The organism is Vreelandella stevensii S18214 (genome assembly GCF_000275725.1).
Classification (GTDB): domain Bacteria; phylum Pseudomonadota; class Gammaproteobacteria; order Pseudomonadales; family Halomonadaceae; genus Vreelandella; species Vreelandella stevensii.
Genome location: NZ_AJTS01000012.1, coordinates 1 through 13,834, shown reverse-complemented (window position 1 = coordinate 13,834; position 13,834 = coordinate 1). Strand labels below are relative to the sequence as shown.

Sequence of the window (13,834 nt, the reverse complement as noted above, 5' to 3'; positions counted from 1 at the left end):
GCCTACCCAACACCGGTGCCGCTTGTCAGACTGGCGACACCGGTGTCTCAATATGTTCGATGGGCGCACGCCGTGCGATCAGCCGTCGACGCCCCGCTTGCACAAACCTCACGTCGATGACGGGGTCCGACGGATTGCCTTCCACAGCCGCCACCTCGCCTTCCCCAAACACGGCGTGACGCAGGCGCTGGCCTGGGTAGAACGACATGGTCACTCGATAGTCCGCAGGGGTTTCCTTGAGCTGCGAGGCAGTCAGAACGATATCACTGCGTCCCAACCGGTCGAGGTAGCGTCTCACCAACCCAGGCGACGATACCTCCAGCGGCTCGGCGCTGCCGCCCTCATCATGCAGGCATTCAGCAATACGCACGGCATCCTGCCAGGCGCTTTCACCAATGAAACGACTAGGGCGATGAGCGCCACCGTCATGCAGCACCAGCAACTGCTCTTTGGCGCGGGTGATGGCCACATAAAACAGCCGCCGCTCCTCTTCCAGACGCTCATCGCTGAGCGGGTTGTCACGGCTGTAGTGGGGAAAGTCCTCTTCATTGACGCCGGCCACCGCCACCAGCGGCCACTCCAGGCCTTTGGCACCATGCACCGTGGTAATCAACACGCCCTGGGCCTGATTCTCCACTGGGCGCTCCAGCAGCTCGATGAAGGCATCGGGGTCCCGGACGCTCTCCGCCTGTTCGATCAACACGTCCAGCAGACGCACGTCTTCCTCGCCCTTGTCGCGTCGAGCAGCCGCCCGCTTGAGGGTCTTTTCGGCATCGATGGTATCCACCACGTGATGCAGTAGCCGGGCTGGCGGCCAGCCAGCCAAACGCGGCAGCTCGCACAGCAGCTCCCAGCGTTTTTTCAGCGTGCGCCGCTGCAAGGGTTTGAGCGCGGACAGCACGGCGTCATCTCGCTCTGGCCAGCGCTGGGTGGCCGCCAGCTGAGACGCCAGGCGCTGCAGACGCTCACGGGCCACGAACGGCGTGGGCTGGGACAGCAACAGCAGCAGATGCTCGGGGTCGTGCAGCAGTTCGGCCCGCCGAGACAGCTTCAAATAGCCTGCCAGTGCCTGTACCAGCGGCAGGCGAAACACGAAGCGATCCTCACGCAGCAGCCGAAAAGGCACCCCGGCCTGAAGCAGCGCCAGCTGAAAAGGCACCGAAAGCGCCCAGCTGCGCACCAGCAGGCTGGCATCACTCAATGCCCGCCCCTGGGCCTGCCAGTCCATCAGGGCATCCAGCAACAGGCGGCTGCCCTGCCCCACGCGGACCTGGGTATTCGGATTCTGGGCAGCCGCCAGGCATAGCTGGTCGGGGCGGCGCTGGTTCGCCATGATGGCGTGGTTGGCCGTCAGCGCCAGCGCGTGTCCATGGCGAAAGGTCGTGGAGAGCGGGTAATCCGTGGCGGTGCCGAACGTGGCGGTAAAGTTTTCCAGCATGGTGTCCGGCCTGGCACCCCGCCATTCATAGATGCACTGATTGGCATCTCCTACTGCCATGACGCTGGCATCAGGGCCTGCCAGCACGGCCAACAGCCGCTGCTGAACGGTATTGATATCCTGGTATTCATCCACGATGACGTGGTCGAGGAATCCTTCGACCCGCTGACGCAAAGCAGGCTCGGCCTCCAGCGCTTGCAGCGGGCGGTAGAGCAAGTCCGCGTAAGTCATGACGCCTTCGGCTTCCAGCAGGCGCTCGGCCTCGCTGAAGGCTGCCGGAAAGTAATCGGTGTCAGGCTCGTAGCTTAGCTGCTCATACAGCGTGGCAGCAGGCAACATCTCTGCTTTGACCAGAGCACAAAAATGAGCCAGCGCTTCCAGGCGGTCCCCTTCCAGGGCGGCATCCCGCTGCTCGGCATCGTCCAGCACATTGAAACTTGCCTGGCGCAGCAAACGCTCCATCTGCCACTCAGCAGAGAGCAGCCGCCGCGGCGCCAGCGCTCCCCAACGGCACAAACTTTGCGTGAGCCGATGCCCGAGCGAATGGAAGGTACGTACATCCGGCAAGGCTTGCCCCTGCGGCGCCATTTTGGCAAGGCGACGCTGAAAATCATCCTTGGCCGAGCGGTTGAACATCAGCACCAGCATCCGCCGTGGGGAGACTCCCTGCTCCAACAGGTGCAGCACGCGTGCGGCCATGGTGGTCGTTTTACCGGCCCCTGCTACCGCCGCCACCCGCGCATGCCCGGCATCGTGGTGAACGACGGCCTGCTGTTCGGCGGTCAGTTTCACGAGACCTCACCCGCCACGCCGTGATCCCACACGCCCAGCCGATACCATTCACCCGCACTGTAAAGACGACACTCGCTGCAGCCACCGGCCAGCTCGTGTATCTGGGCCTGCTCGACCAGCCGGTAGAACACGTTGCGATGCAAGCGCGCGGCCAGGCCAAAGCGCACCGCACACTCGGGAGCCAGCTCTCCGTCGGGGGTGGCGGTCAGCGTCAGCGGGTGCTGGCGGTCCAGCCGCACCACATCATCGAACTGAGTCTTGAACCACCAGGCGTCAGCGTAGAAATCCGCTTCCACGATCAGCAGCGGACGGTCCACTACCTGAACGCGCCAGCGCTCTGCAGGTGTCACCAGGCAGTAGCCCTCATCGTCCAGGCGCAGCAGGCTTGCCAGCAGCTTCGCCACCGCCGGGCGCGCAAACGGCTGCCCCTCGTGCTGCCAGGTGCCGTCTGGATGAATCACGATATCCATGTCGCCAGACAGCGCAGGATACCAGGTATCCAGCGGGGGAATATCTGCCGCGTCACCCCGTTGCTGCAGTAGCCGATCCAGCGTCATCGCCCTTCTCCTGAACTGCGCCGAGCGCTATACCAACAGACCGGACTGGGCCAGCGCTTCTTTGACATGAGGCGGTGCATCGGGAACGGCACCACGAAACAGATGGTAGAAATTGGCGGTAGTCTGCATGGCGACCTCGTCGGTGGTGATGCCGCGCTGCTGAGCAATGCACTCGGCGACTTCGACGACCCAGGCAGGCTCATTGGGTTTACCACGATAGGGCACGGGGGCCAGATAAGGACTATCGGTTTCAATCAGCAGCCTGTCGAGGGGCAGCTGTCGAGCCAACTCTCGCAATGGCGCTGCGTTACGAAACGTGATGATTCCCGACAGCGAAATGTAGAAGCCGAGCCGGACGGCCTCTCGGGCCATGTCCAGATCTTCGGTGAAGCAGTGCAATACCCCGCCGACGTTAGGATCGGCGTATTCGCGCAGCAGGGCCAGGGTGTCCTCCTTGGCCTCTCGAGTATGCACGATGACCGGCAGCTCCAGCTCGGCAGCGGCGATCAGATGGCGCTTGAAGCGTTCATGCTGAACGGCCTGTGGTACGCTCTCCTGATAGTGGTAGTCCAGCCCGGTTTCCCCGATGGCCACCACGTCGTACTGCTGGGCGGCCTCCACGATCTGCTCCACGCTGGGCTCTACCGGAGCCTGGTGCAGCGGATGCAGCCCTGCCGATATCACCACATCCTCATGTGCCCTGGCGATGGCGGCCAGACCAGGCAACGCTTCCAGCGAGGTCGAGATGGCCAGAAACTGATGCACGTGAGCAGCACGCGCTGCTGCCAGCGTGGCAGCCACGTCGCCGCCGTGAGTAAGCTCGGATAGGCGGTCCAGATGACAGTGTGAATCAACGAACATGAAAATCTCGCAGGGGATGAGTGGCGTGACGACGATGTTACAACGTGAACGAAGGCGGCGCCTTGTCCAGCTGACCGGCCAGCAAAGTCTCGATCCGGTCGCGGACAGGGTAATCCTGTTGGCTGAAGTGCACCCCGATGCCCGGCATCCGCCGGCCGCTGACACCTTCGGGCGAAATCCAGATGACCTGACCGCTGACGGAAAGGCGTTCGGTCTCCCCCGGCAGCGTCAACAGCAATACCACCGGCTGCCCGAGACGATAGAGCGAAGGCGTGGGGACGAAGATCCCGCCGCGATCCAGAAAAGGCATATAGGCAGCGAGCAGCGTAGGCACATCCGGTATGGTCAAGGAGAGCGCTTTTTGAGCAGCCATCACCACCTCGTCAGAAACACGTTGTCATGAGCGCAGCAGGGCCGACCAGCGCACCAGCCAAGCCTCCAGCACCAGTTGCGGGTTGGGGTTGGCTCCCACGGCCAGCAGCCGACGTTGCTCGCGGGCGTAATCAAGCAGCCGAAACCAATCCTGAACCCGGCCATTCTTGACGGCTTGCCGATACAGTGGCGCAAGATCCGGGTTGTGCAACGCGCTTTGCTCGCCCGACAGCCCTAGCCGGATCAAGTCTTCAAGCCAGGCAATACCGTACCACAAGATCGAATCGATCGCCTGACGATCCAACCGCGCCGCCTCCGCCACCGGCTCGGCGCCTCTGACCAGCTGCTCGAAGCAGTCATGAATCTGATGGCGTAGCGCCCGCTCCTCCGGCGCCGCCAGCTCCACCGCCAGCAAGGGCAGTCCGCCTGAAACTTGCCACCAGAAGTGTGCCTCGTCACCGCCCAACTGCTGGGTCAGCCAGCCACGGCACTCGTCGAATGCCACGCTGGGTAGCGCCCACTGCTGGCAGCGCGAACGGATGGTGGGCAGCGTGCGAGAGGGTACATCGGAGAGCAGAATGAACAGCGTCTTTTCACCCGGCTCCTCGAGGCTCTTGAGCAGCGCATTGGCCGCCGCGATGTTCATGGCCTCCGCCGGTGACACGACGATGACTCGGTAACCGCCCTGCTGGGCCGTTTGTGACACGAAACGGTTGACCTCGCGAATGGGGTCTATGCGAATTTGACGCTTGCCCTCCTCCGGCGACACCCTCAGCAGGTCGGGGTGATAGCCTGACGCCAGCATATGGCAAGCATGGCAATGACCACACGCCTGGTCACCGGGCTGCGCGCATAGCGTGCGTGCGATCAGCGCTTCGGCAAGCTGCTGCTTGCCCACCCCATGGGCGCCGCTGAGCAGCAGCGCATGGGGCATGCGACCGCTGTCGGCCAAGCGAACCAGCTGCCGCCACGTCGCCTGGTGCCACGGCAAGACATCATTTACGACCATTGCGCCATCCGTGTTTCCAGTGCGCGCGCAATGGCCGCCTGCACGCTTTCGAGAGGCTGTGCCGCATCGACCACGGCAAAGCGCTGCGGTGCCGCTTGGGCCCGCGCCAGGTAAGCCTCACGCACGGCGCCGAAAAACGCGGCCTGCTCCTGCTCGAAACGGTCGCGCTGGGTATTGAGATCACGCAACCGCCCCTCCAGGCGTTGGCGGGCAGCCTCGACGGGCATGTCCAGCAGCAGCGTCAAATCCGGCGCAAGCCCTTGCTGAACGAAGCACTCCAACTGAGCAATGCGCGCCGGATCGATGCCACGCCCGCCACCCTGATACGCAAAGGTGGCGTCGGTGAAGCGGTCACACACTACCCAGGCACCGCGCTCCAGGGCCGGCACGATTTTTTCCGCCAGATGCTGTGCTCGGGCTGCAAAGACCAGCAGTAGCTCAGCGTCCACGCTCAGCGGCTCCTGGGGTGCAGGATCCAGCAGCAGCTCGCGAATGGCTTCGGCACGCGGCGTGCCACCGGGCTCACGAGTTCGCACCACGTCGAGCCCCTGCTCTTTCAGCCAGGCCTCCACGAACGCCACGTTGGTAGATTTTCCGACGCCCTCACCGCCCTCCAGGGTGATGAAGCGACCACGCTTGCTCATTGCTGCCCCTTACGGAATAGATACGCCATGATAATGCTCGCCATGATCTGTGTGTCAGCGGTTGCGAATATAGCGATTCACCGCATTGTTGTGCTCGCGCAGGGTGCGCGAAAAGTGGTGCGTACCATCGCCACGGGAAACGAAGTAGAGCGTGTCACCCGGCAACGGATTCACCGCCGCCTCCAGCGAGGCGCGCCCCGGCATGGCGATGGGCGTGGGCGGAAGGCCATCGATCACGTAAGTATTGTAGGGGGTTGCCTCGCGGATGTCGGCGCGAGTAATGCGCCCCTGATAACGCTCGCCCATGCCATAGATGATGGTCGGGTCGGTCTGCAGCCGCATGCCCTGCTCCATACGACGCTTGAACACCCCGGCGATTTCACGACGCTCTTCCGGCGCACCGGTTTCGCGTTCGATCAACGACGCCATGATCAATGCCTCGTAGGGGGTATCGATGGTCAGGTCGTCATCACGCTGCTCCCAGACCTCTTCAAGGATTCGCTCCATGCGGCTCAGCGACTGGCGCAGAATATCCACATCGCTCATGCCCAGGTGGTAGCGGTAGGTATCCGGGAAGAACCAACCCTCAGGAAACGTGCCTTCACGCCCCAATAGGGCCATGACCTCGTCATCGCTCATCTCGGCGGTGCGATTTTCCAGCTTCGGGGCACTGTCCAGCAAAGCCCGCATCTGGCGGAAGGTCCACCCTTCCGGGATGGTCAACGGGTACGTCACCACGTTGTTGCTGCCCAGCAGTGCCACCAACTCCATACCGCTCATGTCCGGCACCAGCTGATACTCGCCTACCCGCAGACGCGGCACCTGCTCGGGCTCCAGCCGCGCCAGCAGTTGGAAGGGCCAACGCGCCTGGATAATGCCTTCCGCTTCCAACTGACGAAGCACCTGATTGAAGCCGGCACCGGCAGGCACCTGGTAAAGCGCGGGTTCATCCAGCGCAATGGGCGCCGCCAGACGATGTTGCCAATAGGCGTAGCCACCGGCCACTGCGGCAACGCCTAGCGCAATGATCAGCCCCACGGCGATAAGAAACCGTTTCACGATGTCACCTCAGTGATTTTAAAGTCGTTGTTGGCTATTCAGGCTGGATAGCCCAATAACGGATGGGCCACCCGCTGTAACGGGTCGGGGCCTTGCACCTCCGGCCAGGTACGCAAGATGCTGCCCTGCGGGTCATCCAACCGATGCACGGGCCACACGCCTTGCACAGAGTTGCCCACCCAAAGGCGCTCGACGCTGGAGAGCGCGCTCACAGGCAGCTTGCTCTCCCTGACATGCCTCAGCTCCAGTAGCGCAGCCCGCAGCGTTCCTGCGACGCCGCAGCCATCGACGAAGGGCGTCAACAACGCCTGACCCGATTGCCAGAACAGGTTCATGCTGGTCGCTTCGATGACATGATCGCGGTGATCAAGCAGCAGCCCTTCAGCAATGGCACTTGCCTGCCACTCCCGGCGGGCAAGCACGTTTTCGAGGCGGTTCAAGTGCTTGATGCCCGCCAACTGCGGCTGGTGACCCAGCCGCAGTTGGCATAAGCGCACGCGCACCCCCTGCTGCCAGCGCTCGGGGCTGGTAGCAAAAGGCGTTCTGCGGCTCAGCAGCCTTGGCGCCATTTGATCGGGGAGCGCGTAGCCGCGTCCCCCGCTGCCCCGGGTCACGATGACCTTGAGCACCTCCAGAGGTGCCTCTGCAGGGGTTTTCCACGTATCGGCAAGTGCTGAATCAGCAGGCATCGGGATACCAAGCCGCTGGCACCCCAAGGCCAATCTTGCCTGATGGTATGACCACAGCACGGGCTGCCCTTCACGCAGCAGCACCGTTTCGAACAGGCCATCCCCATACGCCAGCCCTCGGTCATCGAACGGCACCCAAGGCATGGTCATGACGCGCTATACCCGCTTGAACAGCAGCGAACCGTTGGTGCCACCAAACCCGAAGGAGTTGGAGAGCGTGATATCGATGCGCATGTCGCGGGCGGTGTGGGGCACGTAGTCGAGACGACAGCCCTCCTGGGGGTTATCCAGGTTGATGGTGGGCGGTGCCACCTGATCACGAATCGCCAGGATACTGAACACCGCCTCGACCGCACCGGCCGCACCCAGCAAGTGGCCAATCATGGATTTGGTCGAGCTGACCGCCACGTCTTGCGCAGCACTGCCCAACACCTTCTCGACGGCACGGCTTTCGGCCAGGTCGCCTGCGGCCGTCGAGGTACCATGGGCATTGATATAGTCCACCTCGGAGGGATCGATACCCGCGTCCTTGATGGCGTTGCTCATGGAGAGCGCAGCGCCTCGACCATCTTCCGGCGGGGCGGTCATGTGATAAGCATCATCGCTCATGCCAAAGCCTGCCAGCTCCGCATAGATGTGCGCGCCGCGCGCCTTGGCGTGCTCGTACTCTTCCAGCACCAGTATGCCCGCCCCGTCGGACAGCACGAAACCGTCCCGATCCCGATCCCAAGGGCGGCTGGCCGCTTGCGGGTCGTCATTGCGAGTAGACAAGGCGCGGGCCGCCGAGAAGCCCCCCAGGCCCAAGGGCGTAGTGGCCATTTCTGCCCCGCCACACACCATCACGTCGGCATCGCCATAGGCGATGGTACGCGCACTGTAGCCGATATTGTGAGTCCCCGACGTGCAGGCCGTGGTAATCGCGATATTGGGGCCTCGGAAGCCGTGCTGAATGGCCATGTTGCCGGAAATCATATTGATGATAGAACCGGGCACGAAGAACGGCGACACGCGACGAGCGCCTCCCTTGAGCAGCGCACTGTGGTTCTGCTCGATCATCGGCAGGCCGCCAATGCCCGAGCCTACCGCCACACCAATCCGCTCGGCATTCTCTTCGGTGCACTCGATGCCAGAATCCTTAATGGCCTGGGCTCCGGCTGCCATGCCGTACTGAATGAATAGATCCATCTTGCGGGCATCTTTCGGATTCAGATAAGGGCTGATATCGAAGTCCTTGACCGAACCGCCAAACCGCGTGTTGAAACCGCTGGTATCGAAATGCTCGATGGCTGCGATTCCACTTTTACCGGCGACGATATTCGCCCACGATTCAGCCACGTTGTTGCCCACTGGGGTCACCAGGCCTAACCCAGTTACCACTACCCTTCTCCGCGCCATCAGCTTTCCTCCAGGCATCCTTGGTGACACGACCCGTCCGGGTCATCTTGCAGCACAAAATTGGTGACTAGTATAACGGAGATTGCACGTTATATTCATTGTGACCGCAAAGCAAAAAAGCCGCCCCATATCAGGACGGCTTTTTTAACATGGGTGGACAGCTTGCCACCCTGGTTCACAGCGTCGACCGAGCCCTTACTGGTGGGCGTTTACGTAGTCGATGGCTTCCTGAACCGTGGTGATCTTCTCGGCTTCTTCGTCGGGGATCTCGGTGTCGAATTCCTCTTCAAGCGCCATCACCAGTTCAACGGTGTCCAGAGAGTCAGCACCCAGGTCTTCTGTGAAAGAAGAGCTATTCTGGATATCTTCTTCTTTTACGTTCAGGCGCTCAGCCACAACTTTTTTAACGCGCTCTTCAATAGTACTCATCAACGTACTCCAGTCGTTCACATTAGCCGTTAGAGATAACCAGCTATTTGGAAACCGCAAGCCAAAAGCTGCGGGGTAGTTTATAGACGCCCTCAAGCTGACGCAACCGCCAGTCTCAAGGCCATCAACGCATATTCATACCGCCATTGACATGCAGGGTTTCACCCGTGATGTAACCTGCAGCATCACTGGTCAGGAACCCTACTGCGGCAGCGATCTCTTCCGGCCCACCCAAGCGAGCGAGCGGAATCTGCTTGAGCAGCATCTCGTGCTGCGCTTCCGGCAGCGCTTCGGTCATGTCGGTGGCGATGAAACCCGGTGCCACGGCATTGACCGTGATCGCACGCGAGGCAACTTCACGGGCCAGTGCACGACTGAACCCTTCCATGCCTGCCTTGGCGGCCGCGTAGTTGGCCTGGCCCAGGTTACCCATGGTCGCCACCACCGAGCTGATCGACACGATACGACCAAAGCGAGCCTTGGTCATGCCGCGCAAACAAGCCTTGCTGACACGATAGACGGATTTGAGGTTGGTATCCATGACGGAGTCCCACTCCTCTTCCTTCATGCGCATGAGCAGGTTATCACGAGTGATACCGGCATTGTTGACCAGAATGGTCGGCGCACCAAAGCGTTCGGCAATGTTCTTCAACACCTCATCGATGCTGGCCTGATCGGTCACGTTCAGACACAGGCCTGCACCTTCGATACCATTGGCCTTGAGATCGGCATCGATCTTCTCGGCACCTGACTCACTGGTGGCAGTGCCTACCACGATGCGCCCTTGGCGGCCTAGCTCATGCGCAATGGCTCGCCCGATACCTCGGCTGGCACCGGTTACCAGCGCCACTCGTTTTTCTTGCGTCATTTCGTTTATCCTTTCACCAAACTAGCAAAGGTAGCAGAAAACAACCGCTGGTCACGCACCGTTTGCCAACGCTTCGCGAGCGAGCTCCAGCGCGGCATCCAGGCTATCCGGGTCATTCACCGCCAACCCCTTGGCACTGCGCACGATACGCTTGTTCAAACCAGTCAGCACCTTGCCTGGGCCACACTCGATAAATACGCTCGCCCCTTGCTCGGTCATCGCCTCGACGCAGGCAGACCAGCGCACCGGCTGGTAAAGCTGCTCGATCAGGCGCGTGCGCAGGGTATCGATATCGGCATGCGCCTGGGCATCTACATTCTGAACCACCGTGTAGCGAGGGGCACGCAGCTCCATGTTCTGCATGGCCTCGGCCAATTGCTCGGCCGCTGGCTTCATCAGCGCACAGTGCGAAGGCACTGAGACAGGCAAGGCCAGCGCACGCTTGGCCCCGGCCTCCTGGCAAGCGACGATGGCACGCTCGACGGCCGCTTTGCTGCCCGCGATGACCACCTGACCAGGCGAATTGTAGTTGACTGCAGCCACCACGTCGCCCTGGGCAGCCTGGGCACAGGCATCTTCAACCGCCTGGTCCTCCAGGCCCAGAATGGCGGCCATTCCTCCCTGACCAGCGGGCACCGCCTGCTGCATGGCTTCGCCGCGCAGGCGTACCAGCTGCACACCCTCGGCAAACCCCATGACACCGGCACACACCATGGCGCTGTATTCGCCCAGGCTGTGGCCTGCCATCACGTTAGGGCGCGGCCCTTCCAACTCCTGCCACACACGCCAGATGGCCACGCTGGAGGTCAGCAGCGCCGGCTGGGTGCATGCGGTCGCGTTCAATGCATCTTCAGGTCCTTCCTGGACTACTTTCCACAAATCGTAGCCCAACGCATCTGACGCTTCCTCAAAGGTCGTTCCCACCACGCTGTAGCGCTCGGCCAGCTCTCGCAGCATTCCAAGCTGCTGAGAGCCCTGCCCGGGAAAAATGAGGGCAAGGGGTTGAGACATGTCGTTCACCTTTGCTCTTGTAGGCATTTGCTCAATTGAGCGATAGGCGTAGCTATTGTCCCCGTTTGACAACGGGTGTCGGCATCTCCTGCTGCCTCCAATAGCCCGCAAAATCGTATATCGTTTATTGTCATCCGATCACGGCGGCATCAGCGAAAGCGTTTTGCCAACTGAGTGGGCAAATCCTGCTCTACCTCGTGCAGCGCTCGCAAAATGGCATAATAAAAGCCGTCTGCCTGGGCTCCGCCATGACTCTTCACTACGATATGCTGCAACCCAAGCAGGCTAGCGCCGTTATAGCGCACCGGATCCAACTCCTGCTTGAGGCGCCTGAGTACAGGCCTGGCCAGTAGACTTGCCAGCCGCCCAGTGAGGCGCGATTCAAACGCCATCTGGACGCGCTCGACCAGCATACGAGTCAAACCTTCACTTGCCTTGAGCATTACATTGCCAACGAAACCATCACACACCACCACGTCCAGCTCGCCCTGGAAGACATCACCCCCCTCAGCATAGCCGCAATAGTCGAAACCGGGGTCTGCATAACGGCGGATCAAGGCATCTGCTTCACGCACCGTGGCACTGCCTTTGGTGGCTTCCGAACCAACGTTCAACAGCGCCACGCGCGGACATTCGATACCGTCCATGCACTGGGCCATGGCCGCTCCCATGGCGGCAAAGTCTACCAGCCGTTCAGCAGGTGAATCGACGTTGGCCCCAAGATCCAGCAAATAGCAGCGACGCCCTGAACGCGCAGGAATGGCGGTACTGATCGCTGGTCTGGAGAAGCCTGCCAGCATGCCCAGCTCGCGTCGCGCCAACGCGACAAGCGCCCCCGTATTGCCAGCACTCACTCCTGCAACGGCGTGCCCAGCCGCCACATGACGCAGCATGGACGCCATACTGGTGTGCTGACCCCGGCGCAACGCCCAGGCGGCGGTGGCATCAGTCGCTACGCTGTCAGGCGCATCGATGACCACCAAACGTGACACTGCCGCAGCCAAGGGCTGCGGCAAGCGCGAGAGCTCAGCGACGATACGCTGATGCGGGCCAAACAGGGCAAGCTCGAGCACAGGATTTTCCACTACTGCCCTTGCAGAGCCTTCGATAATGGCACGGGGGCCTTGGTCACCCCCCATGACATCAATCGCAAGACGCACTGCACTCACACTGATTGGCCGCGCGATAGGTCGAGCGAGGTTTAAACCTCAACCACCTTGCGGCCACGGTAGAAACCGTCCGGAGAAACGTGGTGGCGCAGGTGAGTCGTACCGGTTTCCTTGTCCTGAGACAGGGTCGGGGCGCTCAGCGCATCGTGGCTACGACGCATACCGCGCTTGGAACGAGTTTTACGGTTCTGTTGAACTGCCATGGGTGTTTACTCCAAGGTATGTAGGGTAAGTGATGCTTACTTTTTGCCTTTCAAAGCGCCACTGCTTTTCAAAGCATTGAGCACCGCGAAAGGGTTTTTGGCAGGAGCGGACTCGTCCGCTGCGCCTTCGGTCTTGCTGACCAGCTGCTCCGCCGAGACATGGCATTCGGTCTCATCGTGATAGACCACCTGCGGCAAGCTGAGGATCAACTCATCCTCGACTACCGTCAGCAAGTCCAGCTGTTCGTTTTCCACCAGCACAGGCTCATGACTGGCAGGCAGCTCGGCAGCCAACGCTTCGTCCGAAATCATTCCCAGAAGGAAATCACTCGACACGTCTTGATTCAGCGGCACCAGACAACGACGACAAGGCAGCGCCAGAGTCGCTTTCAAGGAACCACGAATTTCGCGACGGCCCTGGGCATCGACACCAAACTCAAGGATGACGTGACAGTCACCCGTTTGGTCGCCGGCTTCTTCAGCCAGGCGTGGCAGCTTGTTCAAGGCTACCAGGCCTTCGAGTCGTTCGCGGCGGGCTGCAAGCTTATAAGGCTCAACCCGGCTGGGGAGTTGTGAGGTCAACATAGGCGCGCAATGATAGGCACTCGCCCCGCCGGTGTCAAAGCCAGCAGCATAATTCTTGGCAGTTTCTGCTCGCACACAGCCGCAACAGGCATGCGTCAGGGCTTTTCGCTAAACTGTCGGCGATGCATTTTCCCTTTCTTCCACACCGTTTCGTCACTCACAGGAGAGTATCGTGCCCCTCGCCCCCAATGCCACGCTGGTGCTGGCCTCCAGCTCACGCTCGCGGCAAGCCCTGCTCGACCGATTACAGCTACCCTACCAGTGCCAATCGCCGGATATCGATGAGACACCGCTGCCCCATGAAACGCCTGAAGCCCTGGTGCATCGACTATCGCTGAGCAAGGCACACGCCGTCGCCGAATCCTTTCCGGCACACTGCATCATCGGGTCGGATCAAATTGCTCTGTTCGAAGGCGAGGTGCTGGGCAAGCCCCATACCGCCGAGCGCGCCTGCGCCAACCTGAAACGTTTTTCAGGCCAGCGCGTCAGCTTCCTGACAGGCCTGGCACTGGTGGACACTCGCCAGCAGCGCCACCAGGTGCATATAGAGACGTTCGATGTCGTCTTCCGAACCCTGCGCGACGCCGAGATCGAACGCTATGTCGCCCTGGAGCAACCGCTGGACAGTGCGGGCAGCTTTCGTATGGAAGGACTCGGCATCACGCTATTCGAGCGCCTGGAAGGGCGCGACCCCAATGCACTCATCGGCCTGCCGTTGATCGCTCTTTGCGACATGCTGCGCCAGGCAGGCAT

General features: G+C 61.3%; 16 protein-coding genes. 1 reads left to right on the top strand and 15 read right to left on the bottom strand.

All coding sequences use genetic code 11. From position 1 onward, the window contains the following. Positions 1-25: 25 nt before the first annotated feature. The 15 genes from HSS18214_RS0101545 to HSS18214_RS0101475 all read right to left on the bottom strand — a co-directional run bounded on the left by HSS18214_RS0101545 (position 26) and on the right by HSS18214_RS0101475 (position 13,081). Complete coding sequence (locus HSS18214_RS0101545; RefSeq protein ID WP_016913560.1) at positions 26-2,230, bottom strand: ATP-dependent helicase; 2,205 nt, start codon at positions 2,228-2,230, stop codon at positions 26-28. Beyond that, positions 2,227-2,787, bottom strand: coding sequence for a DUF1285 domain-containing protein (locus tag HSS18214_RS0101540; protein WP_016913559.1), 561 nt, complete (start codon positions 2,785-2,787; stop codon positions 2,227-2,229). The genes HSS18214_RS0101545 and HSS18214_RS0101540 overlap by 4 nt, the downstream gene beginning before the upstream one ends. A gap of 27 nt (positions 2,788-2,814) precedes the next feature. Beyond that, complete coding sequence (locus tag HSS18214_RS0101535; RefSeq protein ID WP_016913558.1) at positions 2,815-3,648, bottom strand: TatD family hydrolase; 834 nt, start codon at positions 3,646-3,648, stop codon at positions 2,815-2,817. A 37-nt stretch (positions 3,649-3,685) separates the two neighbouring features. Next, complete coding sequence (locus HSS18214_RS0101530; protein ID WP_016913557.1) at positions 3,686-4,021, bottom strand: PilZ domain-containing protein; 336 nt, start codon at positions 4,019-4,021, stop codon at positions 3,686-3,688. A gap of 24 nt (positions 4,022-4,045) precedes the next feature. Then, positions 4,046-5,029 (bottom strand): DNA polymerase III subunit delta', encoded by a 984-nt coding sequence (locus tag HSS18214_RS0101525; protein ID WP_016913556.1) that lies wholly within the window; start codon positions 5,027-5,029, stop codon positions 4,046-4,048. Further along, entirely contained in the window at positions 5,020-5,673 is a 654-nt protein-coding gene (gene tmk, locus HSS18214_RS0101520; RefSeq protein WP_016913555.1) for a dTMP kinase, read from the bottom strand. Before tmk ends, HSS18214_RS0101525 begins: the two co-directional genes overlap by 10 nt. A 54-nt stretch (positions 5,674-5,727) precedes the next feature. Further along, positions 5,728-6,735 (bottom strand): endolytic transglycosylase MltG, encoded by a 1,008-nt coding sequence (gene mltG, locus HSS18214_RS0101515; protein WP_026001660.1) that lies wholly within the window; start codon positions 6,733-6,735, stop codon positions 5,728-5,730. Positions 6,736-6,770: 35 nt separating this feature from the next. After that, positions 6,771-7,571: an aminodeoxychorismate lyase gene (pabC, locus tag HSS18214_RS0101510; protein WP_016913553.1), complete on the bottom strand. Its 801-nt coding sequence runs from the start codon at positions 7,569-7,571 to the stop codon at positions 6,771-6,773. Positions 7,572-7,577: 6 nt separating this feature from the next. Further along, entirely contained in the window at positions 7,578-8,816 is a 1,239-nt protein-coding gene (gene fabF, locus HSS18214_RS0101505; RefSeq protein ID WP_026001659.1) for a beta-ketoacyl-ACP synthase II, read from the bottom strand. 195 nt (positions 8,817-9,011) lie between these two features. Further along, positions 9,012-9,245: an acyl carrier protein gene (gene acpP / locus HSS18214_RS0101500; protein ID WP_008956801.1), complete on the bottom strand. Its 234-nt coding sequence runs from the start codon at positions 9,243-9,245 to the stop codon at positions 9,012-9,014. 124 nt (positions 9,246-9,369) lie between these two features. Continuing rightward, on the bottom strand, positions 9,370-10,113 hold the full coding sequence (fabG, locus tag HSS18214_RS0101495; RefSeq protein ID WP_016913551.1) for a 3-oxoacyl-ACP reductase FabG: 744 nt from the start codon (positions 10,111-10,113) through the stop codon (positions 9,370-9,372). 51 nt (positions 10,114-10,164) lie between these two features. Further along, on the bottom strand, positions 10,165-11,124 hold the full coding sequence (fabD, locus tag HSS18214_RS0101490) for an ACP S-malonyltransferase (RefSeq protein WP_016913550.1): 960 nt from the start codon (positions 11,122-11,124) through the stop codon (positions 10,165-10,167). 149 nt (positions 11,125-11,273) lie between these two features. Next, positions 11,274-12,284, bottom strand: a complete 1,011-nt coding sequence (plsX, locus tag HSS18214_RS0101485; RefSeq protein WP_026001658.1) for a phosphate acyltransferase PlsX — start codon at positions 12,282-12,284, stop codon at positions 11,274-11,276. Positions 12,285-12,325: 41 nt separating this feature from the next. Beyond that, positions 12,326-12,496 carry a 50S ribosomal protein L32 gene (gene rpmF / locus HSS18214_RS0101480; RefSeq protein ID WP_009099300.1) on the bottom strand — a complete coding sequence of 57 codons (171 nt, stop codon included), beginning with the start codon at positions 12,494-12,496 and terminating at the stop codon, positions 12,326-12,328. A gap of 36 nt (positions 12,497-12,532) precedes the next feature. After that, complete coding sequence (locus HSS18214_RS0101475) at positions 12,533-13,081, bottom strand: YceD family protein (protein WP_016913548.1); 549 nt, start codon at positions 13,079-13,081, stop codon at positions 12,533-12,535. Between the two features lie 172 nt (positions 13,082-13,253). Here HSS18214_RS0101475 and HSS18214_RS0101470 point away from each other — a divergent pair. After that, a partial coding sequence (locus HSS18214_RS0101470; protein WP_016913547.1) for a Maf family protein occupies positions 13,254-13,834 on the top strand: 581 nt, incomplete at its 3' end.